Genomic DNA, 20,790 nt, shown 5'->3' on the forward strand with positions numbered 1-20,790 from the left:
AAAAGGCCCCAGCGGGGCCTTTTTTGTATCTGATTGGTATTAACCATACACAGGCAGCAGATCCGCCATCGCCAGCAGATGACATACTCCGGTCACCAAGCCAAAGGCAATAACCAGAATAATCAAAGGAGTGCCGCCGGGAACTTTAAAGCCCTGATAGTCCGGATACATCTGGCGGGTTTTGTAGGCCATCAAGGCTGGCACAATCACGGCCCAGATACAGGCAGCCAATGCAGCGAAGCCGATGGCAACCAGGAAGCCATTTGGGAACAACACGCCCATCAAGGTTGGCGGAACAAAAGTTACCAATGCGGTCTTGGCGCGGCCACTCAATGAGTCATCAAATCCAAACAGATCCGCCAGATAATCGAACAGTCCCAGAGTCACACCGAGAAACGATGAAGCCACTGCCAGGTTGGCGAATAATGTCAACATAGTGCCGAGCCAATCAGATGCCATAACCTGTTGCAAGGCACCAACCAGCACTCCCATATTCCCGCCCTGGGAAATAATATCCACAAAGCCGGTTCGACTGATATTCCCCATGGTCGCAATCAACCAGCACACATAGATAATCAGTCCAAGGAAGGTGCCTATAAAGATGGCTCTGATAATGGTGGTCGGCGCCTTGCCATAGTATTTCACCAGGCTTGGCACATTGCCGTGATAACCAAAACTCGCCAGACCAAACGGTAACGCCGCCAGAATATAGGGTGCGTAGGACTGCTCACCATTGGGGCTGAACAACCTGGATGGTTCCACTTCCAGCAACAGGTTACCAATTGCCAGGAAGAAGGTGATGATCATCCCACCGAGCATTATGGTGGTAATGCGATCAACCGCCTTGGTGCTGATCAGTACTATCCCTGCAAGAATTCCGGCAAACGCCAGGCCCGCGACGCTTTGCGGCAAACTGATATCCAATCCCTGCAGGCTGTGATTTACCACAGAGGAGCCGCCACTGATATACGCGTAGGTCAGGATGTAGAGTACAAACGCGATAGAAAGACCGCTGACAATTCGCCAGAAACGTCCAAGAGTTTCCCGGGTCAAAGTATCGAAACTGGCACCGGGCTCGAAGTGCAGATTGGCTTCCAACAGCAGGAGTCCAGACATCAGCATAATAAACCAGATGCCCAGCAACACCATGAGTCCATAGCTGAACCACATCCCTGCGCTCACCACCGGCAGTGAAAACATACCCGCGCCAACAGTGGTCCCCGCGACAATCATCGCCCCACCCAGCAGTGATTTGCCCCCAGGGGCTGCATTCATGTGATTCGCCATATTCTTTCCATTATTAATTGTAATCAGCGATAAAAAACGCCTGCGTTGGCAGGCGTTGGTATATAAGCAAGATACGCTTTTTATTGGCCGGGAATCAATGCTCGGCCGCAACTGCGTCGACTATGGTCTGGCGTACCGAAGAACGCAAGAGCCTGTTAGCATGACTGCGAACCCGGTCAATTTGCTCAGGCTCAGCCTTGCCAGCTAGGTATCCAAGGTCTTTCAAACGAACACTCAAGGTGCCGTAGAGTTTCTTGTCGTAGAACTCCGGCGCAGTAACACCGTGCAATGCACCCAGGCGCTTCGCCAACAGGTGGCTGTCAGCTTCCAGCTCGGAACGTTCTATGTTCGGACGCGCCGCCAGCAGGTTAAAGATGATGGCATAACGCTGCATGGTCTCACTGATCAGCCCGCTGAGCAGGAACAGCATATGACTCTTGTCCTGATTGACGGTATAGGTGTCTTCGCCTGAGATCAGTTGCTCTTCATGGAACTGGGCCAACAGCTGGTCTACATAGCCGGGCAGATCCTCGATGCCCATGAAGAGTTCAGCTTCCAGTAAAGGATAAAACTCCCGGGCCACCTGATGCACCAGCTCACGGGAGCAATGCTCATAGCGGGTCAGGCAGTTGGCTATCAGGGCCGGAACAATCAAAAGGTGAATAATGTTGTTGCGGTAATAGGTCATGGATAGGGTCTGTACCGGATCAAGACGGATAATAGTGCCCAGCGCGTCCGCTTCCTGTACCAGCTTGTTCAACTCAAGTCCCTGGTCAACCAAAGACGCGCCATCCCCCTCTACCACCGACATATAGCTGGTGTAAGGAACTTCTTTCAGCAGCTTCAGATAGAGATCCAACTGTTTCTCAAGCTGGCTTCTTTCCAGCGCGTTCTGCTCGGCAGCCAGCAGCACTGCACTGTTGAGAGTCACAGCACTGGCCGCTGCAGCATCATTGATATTGGTCATCACACGATTGGCCAACTGATTCACCACTGGGGTCAGCCAGCTTGGCTTGCTTTCCGGGTCTTTGCTGACCTGCTCACGCCAATCTTCTACATTTTCTGTCAGGAAACTCTGCAGCGTAATGGGCTGGCCAAAGTTGACATAACCCTGACCAAAGTTACGCAGCTTACGAATCGCTCCGAACACCTGCCAAACAGACTCTTTTTCCTTTTTCTTACCGCTTAACTCTTTGTGGTAAGTCGCTACTTCCATCACATGGTCATAGCCCAGATAGACAGGTACCAGGGTAACCGGACGCTCAATGCCTCGCAGCACACTGTTGACTGTCATCGCCAACATACCTGTTTTTGGTACAAGCAAACGGCCGGTACGCGAACGTCCACCTTCGGTGAAATACTCAACTGAATAGCCTTTGGCGAACAGCTGATCCAGGTATTCGCGGAATACAGCGGTGTAGAGTTTGTTGCCATTGAAGCTGCGACGGATAAAGAAAGCGCCGCCACGACGGAACATCGGGCCTGCAGGCCAGAAGTTCAGGTTGATACCCGCAGCAATATGCGGCGGCACCATGCCCTGGAAGTAGAGGATATATGAGAGCAGCAGGTAGTCCATATGACTGCGGTGACAGGGCACATACACGATCTCATGACCGTCGTGATGTAACTGGCGGATCTGCTCGGCGCCACGGATGTTAATCCCTTTATACAGCTTGTTCCAGAGCCAGGTAAGGGTGCGCTCTGCAATACGAACCAGAGAGTCTGAGTAGTCAGCCGCAATCTCATCCATATACTCAATGGCACGGGCCTTGGCTTCAGACTCTGAAATCTGCTTGGAACTGGCTTCTTCTGCGATGGCGCGCTGCACATTCTCTGAGTTCAACAGCGAATGGAATAGGTTCTGGCGATTAGGCAAAGCCGGTCCTGTCATCACTTTGCGCTGACGACGGAAGTGAACCCGGGCTACACGGGCCAGTTTGTGGGCGATGGAATGATCTGTGCCATGCTCATCTGCCATATAGCGCAGAGACACAGCATTGGAAAACTGAATAAAGTTGTGTCGTCCCAGGAACAGAATCATCAGGGCCTTACGAAGCCAGCTTGGATCTTCACGCTCCAGCACCGCGGCCTTCATAGTGTCGTCATCTTTGCCCGGTGTCCGTCCCCAAAACAGACTGACAGGCACCAGCTGAACATCCAACTCACTGTCCTGACGGTGCAGCTCAAGCAGTTGAGTAAAGGCCTCCAGGAAAGGCTCGTTACCGGCTCTTTGACCAAACAAGGGCTTGGCTCCTTCAAGGCAAACCACACGGGGAATCGTGCGACCTTTCAGGTGCAAAGGTTCATTGGGATTTGGTAACCCCAACTCCTGACTGATATTCAGCAACACGTTCATATCGCTGAAAGAAGCAGTCTTAAGGACATAAACCACAGGGCGCTCGGGATCCAGATTCAGATCCTCAAAAGGGTGCTGTGGCACGGTAATGGTATGGACAAGTTTGTCCTGAATCCATCTCAGGGACTTCAACCAAAAAGAGTCTTGTTTGGACATTATTTGCTGCAATCTACATCACATTGAATTGCACATAGAATATCAGACATAACAGGAGTTGTGCCACGCACAGTATCAGACAGTAGTTGAACAATACTTGCACTGTATAAAATACTGTATATACTGACAGGTACTGTATGAAAAAACAGGGACTGACATGAGACCGCTGACGCCGCGCCAAGCTGAAATCCTTGAGCTGATTAAACGCAACATTGCCGATACCGGCATGCCACCTACCCGTGCTGAAATTGCTTCAACACTGGGGTTCCGCAGCGCCAATGCTGCAGAAGAACATCTCAAGGCGCTGGCCAAGAAAGGCTATATCGAGATCATGCCAGGCACCTCCCGGGGGATCCGCCTTCCCCATGAAGAAGCCCAAAATGATGATGCCGGTCTGCCGCTAATCGGCCAGGTTGCCGCAGGTGAGCCTATCCTCGCCCAGCAACATGTCGAGAACTACTATCAGGTTGACCCAGCCATGTTCCGCCCCGCAGCAGACTTTCTACTGCGTGTTCGCGGCGACAGTATGAAAGATATTGGGATTCTCGAAGGCGATCTGCTGGCAGTACATAAAGTTCAGGACGCCCGTAACGGACAGGTTGTTGTCGCCCGTGTAGAGGATGACGTCACAGTTAAACGCTTCGAGAAAAAAGGCAATGTGGTTTATCTGCACGCTGAAAATGAAGCATACAACCCCATCAAGGTCGATTTAACCTGCCAACAGCTGACAATTGAAGGCCTGGCAGTTGGGGTGATTCGTAACGGAGATTGGCTATGAACAAGTTAATGGGAATCGCACCACGTCACCCTGGATTGTGGCAATCAAGCTCTGCCTCACAGGCCGGTCAAATACACACTCTGCAGAGTGATAATTCCGGTCTGCAGGAATTGCAGTCCTGTGCTCCTCAACTGGCTCAACTGAGTCAGCAGGGTCGCTGGGTGGTTCTGATTAACGCCCCTAAGTTTGAATATAAGCGTCTGCTGGCCCAGGCAGGTGTTCGGATGGATAGAATCCTTCTGGTGCGCACTCGCGATGAAGTCGAGACACTTTGGGCGATGGAGAGAGCACTGACAAGTGGTACGTCCAGTGCTGTAATTACCTGGTCCGCACCCCTGGATGCCAGGGATCACAGACGATTGCAGTTGGTCGCAAAAAGCGCCCGTGCAACGGGTTGGTTAATTGAGGATGTAAACACTCACTCACATGCTAGCCATGAGCCACGCATAACAAACTGCTCTCCGGCAAGCCTGAATCTGCACAGCTTCCACTGATCTTTAGTAGCAAACTTATCCTACCAAGCCCCGAGTCTGGGGCTTAACTGTTTATATTCACCCAAGAAATTTCATTTGCGCCTTGAGCTTGATCAATATTTACTCAGCAAGTAATGTAAATTTAAAGGGCAAAGTTTTCTGCCCAACTACTCTCCTCAAAAAAACTGACCGGAAGAAGTTGGTGCCAGAATAAATAGTCGGACGTACAGCGATTAGTGTGTTGTTTGCAGTCGGTGATATAAGGCAAAAAAGCCGCACCGAATACACTTGCAGTCTCGTTGCTTATTGTGGGAACCGAAGAGTTAACATAGAGCAGAGATTTACTGTGTGACTCTTCTTTGTAGTTGCGATTGCAATTATACAGAGGAGATGTCTTTTGAAGCATTGGCTGTATTTATTAGTGGGGATTTTTTCTCCCACTTTGGCGGCATCGGAATTGCCGCTCAACATGACCCAGGGGGTCACAGAAATAAGTAATCAGGTCTATGACCTGCATATGACGATTTTACTTATTTGCTGTGTCATCGGTCTGATTGTGTTTGGATTAATGTTTTACTCCATGCTCAATCACCGTAAGTCCAAAGGCGCTGTTCCGGCGCAATTTCACGAAAGCACCAAAGTTGAAATTATCTGGACGCTGATCCCATTCCTTATCCTGGTTGGTATGGCGGTTCCCGCCACCAGTACCCTGATTGCCATGGAAGACACTTCCGATGCCGATATCACTGTGATGGTGACAGGCTCGCAATGGAAGTGGCACTACAAATACTTCAACGAGGAGATTGAGTTCTTCTCTATTTTGTCGACTCCCAGAGACCAGATAGACAACAAGGCGCCCAAGGATGCCAACTATCTGCTTGAAGTCGACAAGCCGCTGGTGTTGCCCATCAATAAGAAAGTGCGCTTCCTTGTGACCTCTGAAGATGTGATTCACTCATGGTGGGTACCTGCTTTTGCGGTGAAAAAGGACGCCAACCCGGGCTTTATCAACGAAGCCTGGACCAAGATTGATAAGCCCGGTACCTACCGGGGTCAATGCGCCGAGCTTTGCGGTAAAGACCATGGCTTTATGCCAATTGTGGTAGAAGCTATGCCTGAAGCCGAATTTGACGCCTGGATTGCAGGCCAGAAGCAGGCAGCTACTGAAGCCGCAGCTCAGGCTGAAGCGTCTCTGTCACAAACTCTGACCATGGATGAACTCATGGCTCAGGGCGAACAGGTTTATATGGCTCGTTGCGCCGCCTGTCATCAACCTAATGGTGCCGGTCTTCCCGGTGTCTTCCCCGGACTGCTTAAGAGCCCGATTATTCAGGGCCCTGTCGGTGACCACCTTGACATAGTGATCAATGGTAAACCCGGCACAGCCATGCAGGCCTTTGCCAAGCAGCTGACAGCGCAGGAAATTGCCGCAGTTGTTACCTATGAGCGTAATGCCTGGGGTAATGACACCGGCGATGTAGTTCAGGCTGCTGATGTCAGCAACTTTGAAAAATAACGGGGAGACAGATAGATGAACACCACGACACAAGACACAGATGCCACGTTGGATCCGGTCTCCCATGACGATCACCATCATGATGGGCCACCAAAAGGCATAATGCGTTGGATACTCACTACCAACCATAAAGATATCGGTACGCTTTACCTCTGGTTCAGTTTCATTATGTTCCTGGTCGGCGGTGCTATGGCACTGGTGATCAGGGCTGAGCTGTTCCAGCCTGGTTTGCAGTTGGTTGACCCCAACTTCTTTAACCAGATGACCACAGTGCACGGCCTGATTATGGTATTCGGCGCAGTAATGCCGGCATTTACCGGTCTGGCCAACTGGATGATCCCCTTGATGATTGGTGCGCCCGATATGGCGCTGCCAAGGATGAATAACTGGAGCTTCTGGATCCTGCCATTCGCCTTCTTTATCCTGCTCAGTTCGCTGTTTATGGAAGGTGGCGGCCCTAACTTCGGTTGGACTTTCTATGCTCCACTTTCAACCACCTATGGCCCTGACTCCACCGCCCTGTTTGTGTTCTCAGTACACATCATGGGTATCAGCTCCATCATGGGTGCCATCAACGTCATCGTTACCATAGTCAATATGCGCGCACCGGGTATGACCTGGATGAAACTGCCGCTGTTCGTATGGACCTGGCTGATCACCGCATTCCTGTTGATTATGGTGATGCCGGTGCTGGCAGGTGTGGTCACTATGGTGTTGACAGACAAGTACTTTGCCACCAGCTTCTTTGATGCTGCCGGTGGTGGTGACCCAGTGATGTTCCAGCACATATTCTGGTTCTTCGGTCACCCTGAGGTATACATCATGATCCTGCCTTCGTTCGGGATCGTCTCCTCCATTGTGCCTGCATTCAGTCGTAAAAAGCTGTTTGGCTACTCCTCAATGGTATACGCCACCGCCAGTATTGCGATTCTCTCCTTCCTGGTTTGGGCGCACCATATGTTCACCACAGGTATGCCCCTGGCGGGAGAGCTCTTCTTTATGTACTGCACCATGCTGATTGCAGTGCCTACAGGGGTGAAAATCTTTAACTGGGTAGCCACTATGTGGCGGGGTGCTTTGACCTTCGAAACCCCAATGTTGTTCTCGCTGGCCTTTATCATCCTGTTCACCATTGGTGGATTCTCAGGTCTGATGCTGGCTATCACGCCTGCTGATTTCCAGTATCACGACACCTACTTTGTGGTCGCTCACTTCCACTATGTACTGGTATCAGGTGCAGTGTTCTCCATTATGGCGGCCGCCTACTACTGGCTGCCAAAGTGGACCGGCCATATGTATAACGACACCCTGTCCAAGTGGCACTTCTGGTGTTCGCTCATTTCGGTGAACGTGCTCTTCTTCCCTATGCACTTTGTCGGTTTGGCAGGTATGCCAAGACGTATTCCTGACTACGCACTGCAGTTCGCCGATATCAACCAGATTGTTTCTATTGGTGGCTTTGCCTTTGGTCTGTCGCAACTCCTGTTCCTGGCGGTAGTGATTAAGTGCATCAGAGGCGGTGAAGCAGCGGCAGCCAAGCCCTGGGAAGGCGCGGAAGGTCTGGAATGGGAAGTCCCAAGTCCTGCTCCTTACCATACTTTCAGCACGCCGCCCGAGGTGAAGTAATCATGAGTCAGTCAACGCAAAATCGAAAGCTGATAGGTTTGTTGCTGCTGGGTGCAGTAGGCATGTTCGGCTTTGGTTTTGCGCTGGTCCCCCTGTATGACGTTCTGTGTGATGTACTGGGGATCAATGGCAAAACCAATGAAACTGCCGTTACCTACAAGCCCATGGAGATAGACACCAGTCGTCTGGTGTCAGTGGAGTTTGTGGCCATGGTTCCGGGAAAAATGCCCTGGGAGTTCGGGCCTGAGGTCAAACGTATGCAGGTTCATCCCGGTGAGCTTATCAGAACCAAGTTTCTGGCAACCAATAATACCGGCGCCACTATGGTAGGTCAGGCTATTCCCTCAGTTTCTCCGGGAACCGGGGCAGCTTATTTCAATAAAACAGAGTGCTTCTGTTTTAACCAGCAAACCCTGATGGCCCATGCCAGTGCGGAGTTGCCTCTGATTTTTTATGTTGACCCCGACCTGCCAGAAGAAATCAACACCCTGACTCTCTCATACACCCTGTTTGATATTACTGCCCAGATGGACAGTACAGGGGGGAGTGAGCAGGTGAAACAAGATAACCAAAAGACAACCAAGCATTCTGATTTCACCGCCCGATACACCTTGGGCGGCGGGAATGCAGAGCAAGGAGTCGCTAGATGACAACCAAACATGAAGCCTACTATGTACCGGCCCAAAGCGCCTGGCCCATTGTCGGCGCGATAGGTCTGTTTTTAATTGCCTGGGGTGCAGGCACTTTTGTATCTCAGCTGGAAACGGGTGGCGGTGTAGGCGGTTACGTATTGCTGGCCGGCATCTGTGTAATCTTATTTATGCTGATTGGCTGGTTCCGAAATGTTATCGATGAGTCGATGCGAGGCCTTTACTCGGCACAGATGGACAGATCCTTCAGACAGGGGATGAGCTGGTTTATCGTTTCTGAAATTATGTTCTTTGTGGCCTTTTTCGGAGCCCTGTTCTATGCCAGACAATTCTCAGTGCCCTGGCTTGGCGGAGCCTCCAATAACGCCATGACCCATGAAATCCTCTGGCCGACTTTTGAAGCATTCTGGCCACTGATTAAGACGCCGGATGGAACAGAAACTGAAGCGATGGGCTGGCAGGGATTACCATTGATGAACACCATACTTCTGGTGATCTCTTCAGTAACACTGCATTTCGCCCACACCAGTCTGGAAAAGGGCAAGCGTGGCCTGCTCAAGTTCTGGCTGGCGATTACCATAGCCTTGGGTCTGGCCTTTCTGGTCGGTCAGGTCTACGAATACAAGTTCGCCTATCAGGATATGGGGCTGCGCTTGGATTCAGGTATCTATGGCAACACCTTCTTTCTACTTACCGGTTTCCACGGCATGCACGTGACACTGGGAGCGGTGTTCCTGATTGTGCTGCTGATGAGGGTACTCAAGGGACACTTTACCCCTGAGCACCATTTTGCATTCCAGGCAGGCAGTTGGTACTGGCACTTTGTCGATGTGGTATGGCTGTGCCTGTTTGTATTCGTTTATATCCTTTAACGCTAGTAAGGGCGCGGATTTGGAGTAACCAATCCGCTGCCCAATGCGATCAACAGCAGGATAATTATCAGAGCTGAAAACAGTACCCGGCGACCAAGAAACTGACTCATGGATTGCTGACTGTTACCTCTGAGCATAATGAAAAGTGCCCGTCCCAGGTTAAATAGGACAAAGAGTAATAAGAGCACTAACAGAATTTTAAACAGCAACACGAGATTCATTGGCAGTCCTTGCATCGAGGTAAGATGATTAGAGCGATTTTTGTACTGCTCACTTTGGGGATATTTGTGCTGATGGTCAAGCTCGGCTTCTGGCAATTGTCCAGAGCAGAAGAGAAGACCCAGTGGCAGGCACAGCTTGAGTCCAGAATGAAGGAGCGACCTCTGGGCTTCAGTGAGCTGTTGGTACTGGCTGAGAATGATGACAACCCCAGTGGTTACCGTTTTCAGCTCAGCGCCTCCGCTCTGGCCGGGCCTCTGATATTGCTCGATAACCAGGTGGTTGATGGCAGGGTTGGATATCTGGCTTATCAGTTATTCGAGGTCACCCAATCCGGCCCCAGAATTTTGGTTGAACTTGGCTTTGTACCTGCGCCGCGACAGAGATCTCAGTTGCCGCAGGTACCAAGCGTACAGGGCGAAGTCCTGTTACAGGGAAAGGTGTATCGCAAGGAGGCAAATCCGTTAAGCCACAAATTGCTGGCAGACACCCACTCCCCTTTAAGAATACAAAACCTCAACTTTGTTGAGTTGAACGAGCATTTGGGTTTTCCGGTCATGGCGCTGGCATTGCAACCGGACAATTTGGCGGGAGTATCGCTACCCAGATCCTGGCATCCCATTCCGATGCCGCCAGAAAAGCATATGGGATATGCCGTACAGTGGTTCTCCATGGCCACGGCTTTATTTTTACTGAGTGTCTTTTTTGTGCTGAGACAGAGGTACAGAAAAGCGAACTGAAAAGATGTCATTTCGCATCATAACCAGAGGAGCCAAGATGAACTCCCTATTTAAAAGCCGCTTAAGTCTGATACTGGTGCTCGTCGCCTTTATTCTGCCGGTGATACTGGCCAAGTTGGTACTGGATAATCACTGGTATCAGGGTGGAGTCACCAATAAGGGCGTGTTAATCAACGAGCCCGTCAACTACTCCACTCTGGGCATGGAAAATCCCCATAAAGGCCTGTGGCAGGTGATCTATATGCCTCCTGCAAACTGCAACACCCAGTGTCAGGATCGCCTTTATGTCATCAAACAAAGCCATACCGCACTGGGCAAATACAGGGACAGAGTCACCCCTGTTGTCATGCAGCCTCAGGCTGCAATACCACAGACAGCTCAAGACATGCCGGTCATGACACCCTCTTCAGCGATGGCGTCCCAATTGGCAGGCGGCGAGATAGTAATCGTCGACCCCATGGGTAATCTGGTGATGCGTTATGCCACGGTATCCGGCAAGGATGCACAAATCGCACAGGGCAAAGATCTGCTGGCAGATCTCAGAAAAATGCTCAAGTTGTCGAGGATTGGCTGATGACACTGAAATCTCTGCTTAAACTCACCCTGATCTTTACCCTGTTCGTCATCATCATGGGTGCCTATACCCGCCTTGAGGATGCGGGTCTGGGCTGTCCGGACTGGCCTGGTTGTTACGGTCATCTGACTGTGCCCGATGAAGCCCATGAGCTGGCTAAAGCTGACAACCTCTTCCCTGATCAGGAGGTCGAACCCTATAAAGCCTGGCTTGAGATGATCCACAGATATGTAGCCGGTACCCTGGGTCTGCTGGTGCTGTGGATTCTGATCCGTTGCCTTAGAGATCCTGAAGCTCCCAATAAACTTCCTATCTTTATCTCAGCCCTGATTATCTTTCAGGCGCTGCTGGGGATGTGGACTGTCACCATGAAGCTGATGCCCATAGTGGTGATGAGTCATTTGCTCGGCGGCTTTACGTTACTGTCACTATTGCTGTTGCTCTATTTGAGAACCAAACCCCTGAGAATCCCCGGGGGCGACAGCACAGCCCGCAAACTGGCCCCCCTGGCCATGGCCGGTTTGGTGGTAGTGGTTCTGCAGATACTGCTGGGCGGTTGGACCTCATCCAACTATGCCGCCCTTGCCTGTACCCAGCTCCCAGTATGTGAAGGTGACTGGATGGCTAATCTGCAGCTGGCCAAGGCGTTTTCCCCATTTCAGGGTGACCACCCCAGCTTTGAATATGGTGTACTGGATTATCACACCCGCATGACTATCCATGTGGTGCACAGGTTTGGAGCTGTTGTCACAGCCGGTATTTTGCTGTGGCTGGCCTTCAAGCTGTGGCGCACAGCTCAATCCGGCCGGCTTCGCAGTAGCGCGGTACTGCTGGTACTGGTGCTTGCCGTACAGATAGGACTGGGTATTTCCAATATCGTGCTTCATCTGCCTCTGGGCATCGCAGTTTCCCACAATGTTGGCGCAGCGCTCCTGCTGTTGACCATGGTTTATATCAATTACGCCCTGTGGCGCAAGGCATAACAAGGAGTTGAGTATGGCGAAATCAACACAGGTGGCGACCCCACAAACAAGCAGTGCCTCGCGTCAGCCTATGACCTTTCAGTGGCGAGCCTACTATGAAATGACAAAACCCAAGGTGGTGGCGCTGATGCTACTCACTGTATTGGTGGGTATGTGTCTGGCGGTGCCGGGCAGTGTTCCGCTGCAGCCAATGATCTTCGGTTTGATTGGCATCGCCATGATGTCGGGTGCCGCTGCAGCACTGAACCATTTGATTGACAGACGTATTGACGGGCAAATGGCCCGCACCTATAACCGCCCCCTGCCCAAAGGTAAAGTCAGCGCTGGGCATGCTCTAACCTTTGCCTTACTGCTGGCAGTATTGGGCTTTGTCATTCTGTATACCCTGGTGAATGCCATTACCGCCTGGCTCACCTTCGCCAGCCTTATTGGCTATGCCATTGTGTATACGGCTTATCTGAAGCGAGCGACTCCTCAGAACATAGTGATTGGTGGTCTTGCAGGCGCTATGCCTCCCCTGCTTGGCTGGACCGCAGTGACAGGTGAATTCCATGGTCACAGCTTGCTGCTGGTCATTATTATATTCACCTGGACCCCCCCCCATTTCTGGGCTCTGGCTATTCACCGCAAAGCCGATTATGCCAAAGTGGACGTGCCTATGTTGCCTGTTACCCATGGCACAGAGTTCACCAAGACTTGCATTTTGCTGTACACCTTCCTGCTGGCTATCGCCTGTTTGTTGCCCGTGCTGGTAGGCATGTCCGGGCCTCTGTATCTGGTCAGCTCCACCCTTCTCAGCTGCGCCTTTATCTATAAAGCCTGGCAGTTGAAGTATGCAGATGAGCCTGGGTTGGCGATGAATGTGTTCAAGTTCTCTATCTATCACCTGATGCTGCTGTTCCTGGCCCTGCTGGCCGATCACTATCTGTGGAGCTGAGCATGATGAAGCGACCCTTTATCATTGTCGCTGCGGTGCTGCTGATGACCCTGGGAGTGTTGGCCGCTTCCCAGTGGCGTCAACATCAGTCACCGCCGGAATTAAAAACCAGCTATCTGTTCCCGGAGGCGAGAGCCCTGGCGCCCTTCGAACTAAAGGATCAGTATGGCAATCCATTTAACAACGACAGCCTTAATGGAAAATGGAGCCTGATTTTTATTGGCTTTACTTCCTGCCCGGATATCTGCCCCACCACCATGGGAAAATTGGCAGCAGCCTATGCAGATCTCAATGAGGAAGCTCCGTTGCGTGTGGTGTTTATTTCCGTAGATCCCGAGCGTGATACTCAGGATAAACTTGCCAGTTATATGGAATTTTTTAACCCAGAGTTTGTTGCAGCTACCGCTCCTCATACCGAACTGTTTCCCCTCACCCGCCAACTTGGGATGATCTATGCCATGGTCGGCGAGGGCGAAGACTACACGGTCGACCACAGTGCATCCATGGTATTACTCAACCCCAAAGGGGAGAAGGTCGCAGTGGTCAAGCCCCGTAGCGATGGCAAATCCCTGCCTCAAATCCGGCTTCAGGAAATGGTCTCGGACATTCAGACGATCCAATCTCTCTAAGCCCGGCGGATCCCGATACTCATGTCGGGATCCGCTTGCTCAATACTTCCTGCCGCAAAATCTGCGACCTTAGTTGTACCCTCTACCGACCCATTCCTTTAATCCTTAGCTCCCCAAGCTAAAAAAATTTTTTCCATGGCAGGCAATACTCTGAATTGACGACTATCTTTTGTTGATAGAGGGAGACGTTGGCTCAAGTTCAGGGGATGACTAATGCCAGATTACACAGAGACTTTCGACACAGAGCTCACCATCAGATCCGTACAGGATGTGTATACCAAATTGCATGAACATCTGGCTCAGGGAGACGCCCTGACATTGGATGCAGGCAAGCTGATTCAGGTTGATACAGCAGGAGCACAACTACTGCACTTGTTAGCCAAACTTGATGAAAGCGACTCTCACCGACTCACCTGGCAAAACGGTACAGCTGAGTTGCAGGCACAACTTCAAAGCTTGGGAATTGAAATCCCTGCGCTATTTTCCGACATCTGAAAGGAACACAGCATATGAAGAAAATACTTGCAGTTGATGATTCAGCATCAATGCGTCAAATGGTGGGCTTCACGCTTAAGACAGCAGGTTTCGATGTCACTGAGGCCTGTAATGGCGATGAGGCTCTCAAGGTGGCACAGCAGGGGCAATACGATCTGGTGATATCAGACGTAAATATGCCCGTGATGGATGGCATCACACTGATTAGAAATCTGCGGGATCTGCCCGCCTACAAATTTACTCCCTTGCTGATGCTGACCACCGAATCCGGTGGTGAAAAAAAGCAGGAAGGCAGAGCTGCCGGCGCAACCGGCTGGATTGTCAAACCATTCAATCCGGACCAGTTGTTGGCAACAGTACGTAAAGTCTTGGGTTAATAACAGGATCACGGAGATCAAGGGCATATGGATATCGATCTCAGTCAGTTCAGTCAGGTTTTCTTTGAAGAAAGTATCGAAGGTCTGGCTGCGATGGAGGCAGAGCTACTGAATCTGGATGTGGATAACCCGGATGATGAAGCTATCAATACCATCTTCAGATCAGCACATTCAATTAAAGGTGGCAGTGGCACCTTTGGGTTTAACGCTGTAGCCAACTTTACTCACCTGCTGGAAACGTTGCTGGATGAAATCCGTGATGGCAGGCGCAAGATGCTGCCGGATCATGTCGATATTCTACTGCACTCAGTGGATGTACTGCGGGGTATGCTCGACGCCCTGATGGCAGAAACAGAGTATACCGATCCCAAGTTGCAGGAGCTGGAGCAAAGGTTGAATGAAGCGCTCGGCGCCGAGAACCAGGCTTCTTCAGAGACCAGTGCTGATGAAGAACCGGCTGCAGATACTCCGGCAAGCCAAATCTGGCGGATCCGCTTTATTGCTGGCGAGCACATCATGCGCTGCGGCAATGACCCTATGTTGATGTTCAATGAACTTAGAGACATAGGCTCACTCAATGTCACTCTGCTCACCAAAGAGATGCCACCCCTGGATGGTTATGACCCAGAAGCCTGCTATCTCAGCTGGGAACTTGAGCTGGAAACGGATCAGCCTCAGGAAAAGATCAAAGAAGCCTTCGAGTGGGTCGAAGATGAGTGTGAAATCAGTTACGAACAAATCACTACTGAGCCCGCTGAACAAGAGCGAACCGAGACAGAAACGCTTGCTGTAGTCCAGGCTGTCACCTCACAACCTCAGGCTAAAGGCGCTGCAAAATCCAAGAATACTGACGGCGGTTCTATCCGGGTCAGCACAGAGAAGATAGATATGCTGATCAACATGGTGGGTGAGCTGGTGATCACCCAGGCCATGCTGGGCCAGATAGGTCAGCAGGAAGAGATCTCGCAAGAATCTGTGCTCATGCTGCAACAGGGTCTGGAGCAACTGGCATCCCATACCCGGGATCTACAGGAAAGCGTTATGCAGATCCGCATGATCCCCATCAGCTTCGCCTTTAACCGCTTCCCAAGATTGGTCAGAGATACCAGTCAGCAGCTCGGCAAGAAAGTTGAACTCATTATGAAAGGTGAGGAAACCGAGCTGGATAAGACAGTGATGGAGAAGATTGTCGACCCTATGGTGCATCTGGTTCGTAACTCGCTGGATCACGGCCTGGAATCTCCGGAAGACAGAGTCGCCAAGGGTAAGCCTGAAACCGGCTCCATTACCCTCAACGCCTATCATCAGGGCGGCAATATTGTTATTGAGATTATTGACGACGGTGCGGGTCTGAATACAGAGAAAATTCTCAACAAGGCCGTTGAAAAAGGCCTGGTTGGTCCGGATGAGGATCTGTCCGATGACGCCATTCACCAGTTGATCTTCAAGCCTGGGTTCTCTACTGCAGATGCCGTCTCTGATCTCTCAGGCCGGGGAGTAGGCATGGATGTAGTTAAACGTAACATTCATGAACTCAACGGCACCATAGATCTTCGTTCCCGCAAGGATGAAGGCAGTCGCTTTACCATACGTTTACCGCTGACATTGGCGATTCTCGATGGTCAGCTGGTCCGCATTGGCGATCACGTCTATGTAGTACCACTGGTTTCTATTTACGAGTCGCTGCAGGTCTCTCAGGAAAGAATCAACCGTCTCAGCGATGAGCATGAACTCATTCGACTGCGTGATGAATATGTCCCTGTGGTCAAAGTATTTAAAGAGTTTGGCCATCACGCAGAGGCCCAGGACATCAAAGACGGTCTGGTGATGGTGGTAGATAACAGCAACGAAAAAGTCGGCCTGTTGGTCGATGAGTTGCTCGCTCAACAGCAGGTAGTCATCAAGAATCTGGAAGATAACTACACACGTATACCCGGCGTATCTGGTGCCACGATTTTGGGCAATGGCACAGTAGCTCTCATTATCGACGTTGCGGGCTTGGTCAATCTGGCAGGAATTGGCCATAGCAACGAGCATGCAGCGTAAGGAAGCTGACAATGGAAAATATTGCCACTGAAGAAAACATGGCGGTCGCGGAACATGAAGGACAGCAGTTCCTGAGTTTCATCATGGCCGAAGAGGAATATGGAGTAGACATACTCTCAGTGCAGGAGATCCGCGGATGGGAGCCGACGACGGCTATCCCCAACGCCCCTGAGCATGTCAAAGGGGTGATCAATCTGCGAGGCACCATAGTGCCCATCATAGATCTCAGGCAAAGATTCGGCATCGCCTCGCTGGAATATGGCCCAACCACAGTGGTTATCGTGGTCAAGGTTTCAGTGGAAAGTACGCAGAAAGTCATAGGCATAGTGGTGGATGCTGTATCAGATGTGTTCAGCATTAACCATGGCAGCATTCGCTCAGCGCCGGACTTTGGTCAGGAAGCGGATCTCAGGTTTATCAAGGGGCTGACCAATGTAAACGAGAAGATGGTCATCCTGCTGGATATCAACCTATTACTGGGTTCAGAGGTGCTGCCGGATGCAGCAAAGCTATCACAAATGATTGAAACACTAGATAAAGCACAGCCCACTGAGGCAATCGCGTAACAGGGTCTTAAGAGGACGGACGAATGGAAGCAAGCAAAATGACTGCAGCGTCCACTGCAGAAACTTCGACATCACTCGGGGCTGCCCCCCTCGCTGGCGCGGGTATAGCCATTAGTCTGCTGGGCCTTGTGCTCAGTTTGGCCAGTGTGCCCTCAGTCTGGGTTGCCGCTGCACAGGTTGGCGCCATTGTGGTGTTCGCACTGGCTTACGCCAAAATCAACCAGATGGATCAACAAGTCTCGCTGGCGTTTCAGGAGCTGTCACTGGCACTGGATGGCAATTCCACAGGTTTCTCCAGATTGGCCCTGCCGGGCTGGATGGCGTTAACGGCCAAATTCAAGCAGCCCAAAGCTGGCAACGATCTGTCAGAAATTACCAGCCAGGCACTGGATATCTGTCAGGCCAATGTGATGCTTGCCAGCCCTGATGGTGAAATCCTCTACCTCAACGAGTCTCTGCAAAAAGCACTGGATAATGCTGAATCAGATATTCGCAAAGAACTGCCTGAGTTCAACAGTAAGCGACTCGCAGGCGCACACATGGATATGTTCCATAAGAACCCTGCTCATCAGCGAGGTCTGATTGCCGGTCTGCGCAGTGCTCACAACAGCGAAATTACCGTGGGTGGCCGTACCTTCAACCTGATCGCCTCTCCGGTGTTCGATGATGACCATCAGCGCATTGCAACTGTTGTTGAATGGAAAGATCTGACCAAAGAAAAGGCAATGCAAGCCGAGAGCGAGCATAACCAACGGGAAACCAACCGTATTAAACAGGCGCTGGATGTATGTCAGGCTAATGTTATGGTGGCAGACGCCGACCTCAACATTATCTACCTGAATGACTCACTCGATAAGATGCTCAGCACTAACGAGGCTAAACTCAAGCAAAGCCTGGCGCACTTTAATAGCCAGACCTTGATTGGCACCAATATCGATGTATTCCACAAAAACCCCGCTCACCAGCGAGGTATGCTGGCGAATCTGACCAGCAGCTACAAGACCCGTATTGAAGTGGCTGGCCTGAAGTTCAACCTCATCGCTACACCTATCTTCGATAACGGCGTCCGTACAGGTACCGTGGTGGAATGGGCTGATGTCACGGCTCGACTGCAGCGCGAAGAAGAGGAAGCTCGGCTGTCAGCTGAAAATGCCCGCATCAAACAGGCATTGGATAACGTGACTGCCAATACCATGGTGGCAGATGCCGACTGCAACATTATCTATCTGAACAAGTCAGTGATGAACATGTTCCGCAAAGCGCAATCGGACATAGTGAAAGACCTGCCAAAATTCGACAGCAATTCACTGATAGGCACCAATATCGATATTTTCCATAAAAACCCGGCTCACCAAAGAGGCATGTTGGCAGGGTTAAGCAGTACCTTTACCAGCCAGTTGAACGTAGGTGGACGTACCTTCAAGATTATCGCCAACCCTATCATCGATGACTCTGGTGAGCGTATCGGTACTGTGGTTGAGTGGGCTGACCGCACCGCAGAAGTGGCGATTGAACATGAGATCGATGACATCATCTCTGCCGCCAATGCGGGTGACCTCAGCTGCCGTATCTCCACTGCAGATAAAGAGGGCTTCTTCCTTAACCTGTCCAATGGTCTGAACAAGCTCGTCAGTATCGCCGACGACGTCATTTCAGATGTGGTCGATATGTTTGATGGCCTGGCCAAAGGGGATTTGACCCGTCAGATCCAGGGTGAATACCAGGGTCAGTTTGGCAAGCTCAAGACAGATGCCAATGCCACTGTGTCACGTCTGACAGAAGTACTCAACGGTATTCTGGAGTCAGCCAGCACAGTAACTGCAGGGGCTGAAGAGATAGCCAAAGGTAACGCAGACCTGAGTCAGCGTACCGAAGAGCAGGCAGCATCTTTGGAACAAACCGCCTCCAGCATGGAAGAGATGACTACCACTGTGCGTCAAAGTGCCGACAATGCCAACCTGGCTGATGACCTGGCTCAGGAAGCCAGCGACAAGGCCAACCATGGCGGTAAAGTGGTCAAGCAGGCAGTCAGTGCCATGGAAGCTATCAATGAATCCAGTAAGCGCATCTCGGATATTATCGGTGTTATCGATGAAATCGCCTTCCAAACCAACCTGCTGGCACTGAATGCGGCAGTGGAAGCCGCACGAGCGGGTGAACAGGGCCGAGGCTTTGCTGTGGTCGCCGGTGAGGTTCGTAATCTGGCGCAGCGCAGTGCAGGGGCAGCTAAGGAGATTAAGGATCTTATTCGCGACAGCGTAAATAAGGTTACAGATGGTACTTCTCTGGTCAACCAATCCGGCGAAACCCTGCAGGAAATCGTCAATGCCGTATCCAAGGTCGCTGAGATGATTAATCAAATCAGTGTTGCCTCAGAGCAGCAATCCTCCGGCATCAGTGAGGTGAACAAAGCTGTGTCGCAAATGGATGAAATGACCCAGCAAAATGCCGCTCTGGTAGAAGAGGTATCGGCCGCCGGTGATGCTATGGCAGAGCAATCCCGCAATATGCGTCGCCAGTTGGGCTTCTTCAAGATGGATAAAGCTGTAGCTTCTGCTGCACCTATGATGGAGCCCAGCGCTGCACCTCTGGCTCTGGTTTCAGGTGAGCCTGCCAGTAAGCCCAATATAGGTAATGAAGAGTGGAATGAGTTCTAGGAGTAAAGACATTGGAACTGAGCGAAGAAAAGGAATTCTTAATGACGTCAGCGGACTTCCGGTTTATCCGGGAGCTCGCTTACAGGCAGACAGGGATAGTTCTGCCTGAGCGCAAGCAACATATGGTGTACTCGCGCTTGTGCCGTCGGCTTAGAGCACTCAGATTAGCAACATTTAAGGAGTACTGTCAGTACCTGTTGGATACCCCGGACGAACTGGGTCAGTTTATCAACGCACTGACAACCAATCTGACCTCATTTTTCAGAGAAAAGCACCACTTCGATTATCTGAAAAATACCCTGGTGACCTCCTGGCAGCAGCAACAAAAACGGAGGATCCGTATCTGGTCCTCCGCCTGCTCAACCGGTGAAGAGCCCTACAGTATCGCCATGTCTGTGGCGAGTCTGTTTGGCAATGCCAACTGCGATACCAAGATCCTGGCCACAGACCTGGATACCAATGTGCTGCAAAAAGCCCAGGCAGGGGTATATCCCATGGACGCTTTGGAGAATATCCCCAACGAATATCAGGAAAAATTTCTGATGCGCTCCGGCAGTCAGATAAAGATCAAGGACAAACTGCAGCAACACATTCATTTCAAACAGCTTAATTTGCTTAATGACTGGCCGATGCAAGGCAAGTTCGATGTGATTTTTTGCCGCAATGTCCTGATCTATTTCGATAACGAAACAAAAACGCAAATCATAAATAAGTTCCGGCGCTTTTTGGCAGATGATGGCGCGTTATTTATCGGTCACTCAGAGACGCTGCACCAGATCTCCGATGACTTCTCCCTGATAGGACACACTATCTACAAACCCATTTAGCAGAACTGCCGGGAACCAACAACAAG

19 protein-coding genes and 1 pseudogene are annotated in these 20,790 nt (G+C 51.0%); 17 read left to right on the forward strand and 3 right to left on the reverse strand.

What is annotated here, in order from left to right; translation table 11 throughout:
- Positions 1–39: 39 nt before the first annotated feature.
- Both mtr and plsB read right to left on the reverse strand, forming a co-directional pair.
- Positions 40–1,287 (reverse strand): tryptophan permease, encoded by a 1,248-nt coding sequence (gene mtr, locus ACFOE0_RS12445; RefSeq protein ID WP_248936906.1) that lies wholly within the window; start codon positions 1,285–1,287, stop codon positions 40–42.
- 94 nt (positions 1,288–1,381) lie between these two features.
- Complete coding sequence (gene plsB, locus ACFOE0_RS12450; protein WP_248936905.1) at positions 1,382–3,799, reverse strand: glycerol-3-phosphate 1-O-acyltransferase PlsB; 2,418 nt, start codon at positions 3,797–3,799, stop codon at positions 1,382–1,384.
- 157 nt (positions 3,800–3,956) lie between these two features.
- On the opposite strand from plsB, the gene lexA reads away from it, so the two are divergent.
- From lexA to ACFOE0_RS12480, 6 genes and pseudogenes are all read left to right on the forward strand, one after another.
- Entirely contained in the window at positions 3,957–4,577 is a 621-nt protein-coding gene (gene lexA, locus ACFOE0_RS12455; protein ID WP_115136461.1) for a transcriptional repressor LexA, read from the forward strand.
- Complete coding sequence (locus ACFOE0_RS12460) at positions 4,574–5,071, forward strand: cell division inhibitor SulA (protein ID WP_248936904.1); 498 nt, start codon at positions 4,574–4,576, stop codon at positions 5,069–5,071. The genes lexA and ACFOE0_RS12460 overlap by 4 nt, the downstream gene beginning before the upstream one ends.
- A gap of 376 nt (positions 5,072–5,447) precedes the next feature.
- Positions 5,448–6,554, forward strand: a pseudogene (gene coxB, locus ACFOE0_RS12465) (cytochrome c oxidase subunit II); the annotation flags it as partial.
- Between the two features lie 27 nt (positions 6,555–6,581).
- A complete protein-coding gene (ctaD, locus tag ACFOE0_RS12470; RefSeq protein WP_248936903.1) occupies positions 6,582–8,192 on the forward strand; it encodes a cytochrome c oxidase subunit I in 1,611 nt (536 codons plus the stop codon).
- 2 nt (positions 8,193–8,194) lie between these two features.
- The gene (locus ACFOE0_RS12475; RefSeq protein ID WP_248936902.1) at positions 8,195–8,842 is read left to right on the forward strand and encodes a cytochrome c oxidase assembly protein; all 648 of its coding nucleotides are present in this window, start codon (positions 8,195–8,197) and stop codon (positions 8,840–8,842) included.
- Positions 8,839–9,714, forward strand: coding sequence for a cytochrome c oxidase subunit 3 (locus ACFOE0_RS12480; RefSeq protein WP_248936901.1), 876 nt, complete (start codon positions 8,839–8,841; stop codon positions 9,712–9,714). The genes ACFOE0_RS12475 and ACFOE0_RS12480 overlap by 4 nt, the downstream gene beginning before the upstream one ends.
- 2 nt (positions 9,715–9,716) lie before the next feature.
- Here ACFOE0_RS12480 and ACFOE0_RS12485 read toward each other — a convergent pair whose 3' ends face one another.
- Positions 9,717–9,935, reverse strand: a complete 219-nt coding sequence (locus ACFOE0_RS12485; RefSeq protein ID WP_248936900.1) for a DUF2909 family protein — start codon at positions 9,933–9,935, stop codon at positions 9,717–9,719.
- Between the two features lie 24 nt (positions 9,936–9,959).
- Between ACFOE0_RS12485 and ACFOE0_RS12490 the strand changes: the two genes are divergently transcribed.
- From ACFOE0_RS12490 to ACFOE0_RS12540, 11 genes are all read left to right on the forward strand, one after another.
- On the forward strand, positions 9,960–10,673 hold the full coding sequence (locus ACFOE0_RS12490) for an SURF1 family protein (protein ID WP_248936899.1): 714 nt from the start codon (positions 9,960–9,962) through the stop codon (positions 10,671–10,673).
- Between the two features lie 37 nt (positions 10,674–10,710).
- Positions 10,711–11,247 carry a hypothetical protein gene (locus ACFOE0_RS12495; protein ID WP_248936898.1) on the forward strand — a complete coding sequence of 179 codons (537 nt, stop codon included), beginning with the start codon at positions 10,711–10,713 and terminating at the stop codon, positions 11,245–11,247.
- On the forward strand, positions 11,247–12,230 hold the full coding sequence (locus tag ACFOE0_RS12500) for a COX15/CtaA family protein (RefSeq protein WP_248936897.1): 984 nt from the start codon (positions 11,247–11,249) through the stop codon (positions 12,228–12,230). The genes ACFOE0_RS12495 and ACFOE0_RS12500 overlap by 1 nt, the downstream gene beginning before the upstream one ends.
- A gap of 13 nt (positions 12,231–12,243) precedes the next feature.
- Positions 12,244–13,167 (forward strand): heme o synthase, encoded by a 924-nt coding sequence (gene cyoE / locus ACFOE0_RS12505; protein WP_248936896.1) that lies wholly within the window; start codon positions 12,244–12,246, stop codon positions 13,165–13,167.
- A gap of 2 nt (positions 13,168–13,169) precedes the next feature.
- On the forward strand, positions 13,170–13,796 hold the full coding sequence (locus ACFOE0_RS12510) for an SCO family protein (protein ID WP_248936895.1): 627 nt from the start codon (positions 13,170–13,172) through the stop codon (positions 13,794–13,796).
- A 213-nt stretch (positions 13,797–14,009) separates the two neighbouring features.
- Positions 14,010–14,291: an STAS domain-containing protein gene (locus tag ACFOE0_RS12515; protein WP_248936894.1), complete on the forward strand. Its 282-nt coding sequence runs from the start codon at positions 14,010–14,012 to the stop codon at positions 14,289–14,291.
- A gap of 14 nt (positions 14,292–14,305) precedes the next feature.
- A complete protein-coding gene (locus ACFOE0_RS12520) occupies positions 14,306–14,668 on the forward strand; it encodes a response regulator (RefSeq protein ID WP_248936893.1) in 363 nt (120 codons plus the stop codon).
- 27 nt (positions 14,669–14,695) lie between these two features.
- A complete protein-coding gene (locus ACFOE0_RS12525) occupies positions 14,696–16,714 on the forward strand; it encodes a chemotaxis protein CheA (RefSeq protein ID WP_248936892.1) in 2,019 nt (672 codons plus the stop codon).
- Between the two features lie 11 nt (positions 16,715–16,725).
- The gene (locus ACFOE0_RS12530; RefSeq protein WP_248936891.1) at positions 16,726–17,280 is read left to right on the forward strand and encodes a chemotaxis protein CheW; all 555 of its coding nucleotides are present in this window, start codon (positions 16,726–16,728) and stop codon (positions 17,278–17,280) included.
- A gap of 23 nt (positions 17,281–17,303) precedes the next feature.
- Positions 17,304–19,937, forward strand: a complete 2,634-nt coding sequence (locus tag ACFOE0_RS12535) for a methyl-accepting chemotaxis protein (protein ID WP_248936890.1) — start codon at positions 17,304–17,306, stop codon at positions 19,935–19,937.
- Positions 19,938–19,978: 41 nt separating this feature from the next.
- Entirely contained in the window at positions 19,979–20,764 is a 786-nt protein-coding gene (locus ACFOE0_RS12540; protein WP_248936889.1) for a CheR family methyltransferase, read from the forward strand.
- Positions 20,765–20,790 lie beyond the last annotated feature (26 nt).

It is taken from the genome of Shewanella submarina (assembly GCF_042646185.1).
Taxonomy (GTDB): domain Bacteria; phylum Pseudomonadota; class Gammaproteobacteria; order Enterobacterales; family Shewanellaceae; genus Shewanella; species Shewanella corallii.